The following is a 230-nucleotide window of genomic DNA, read 5'->3' on the forward strand; positions in this document are numbered from 1 at the left end:
ATTTCTAAATAAGGAGTAAAGATTGGTGTGATCAACGCAACCTTGTCGCCTTTTTTAAGTAAGCCGTTGTTAAACATCGTTTGGAATGTATAAGTCATTGAAGCGGTTCCACCTTCCGTTGCAAACAAATCAAAATCTGTTGTCATTGGTGTTGGGCCGTACATTTCTTCAGCGATGTATTGTTTAACTACTTTCTCAATGTTTACCAACATACGCGGTGGTACTGGGTA

At 39.1% G+C, this 230-nt stretch carries 1 pseudogene; it reads right to left on the reverse strand.

Annotation, left to right across the window (positions count from 1 at the left end):
• Positions 1 to 230: pseudogene (locus AB4512_RS25040) on the reverse strand (bifunctional aspartate transaminase/aspartate 4-decarboxylase); the annotation flags it as partial.

The organism is Vibrio sp. 10N.222.52.B7 (assembly GCF_041474275.1).
GTDB lineage: Bacteria > Pseudomonadota > Gammaproteobacteria > Enterobacterales > Vibrionaceae > Vibrio > Vibrio crassostreae_C.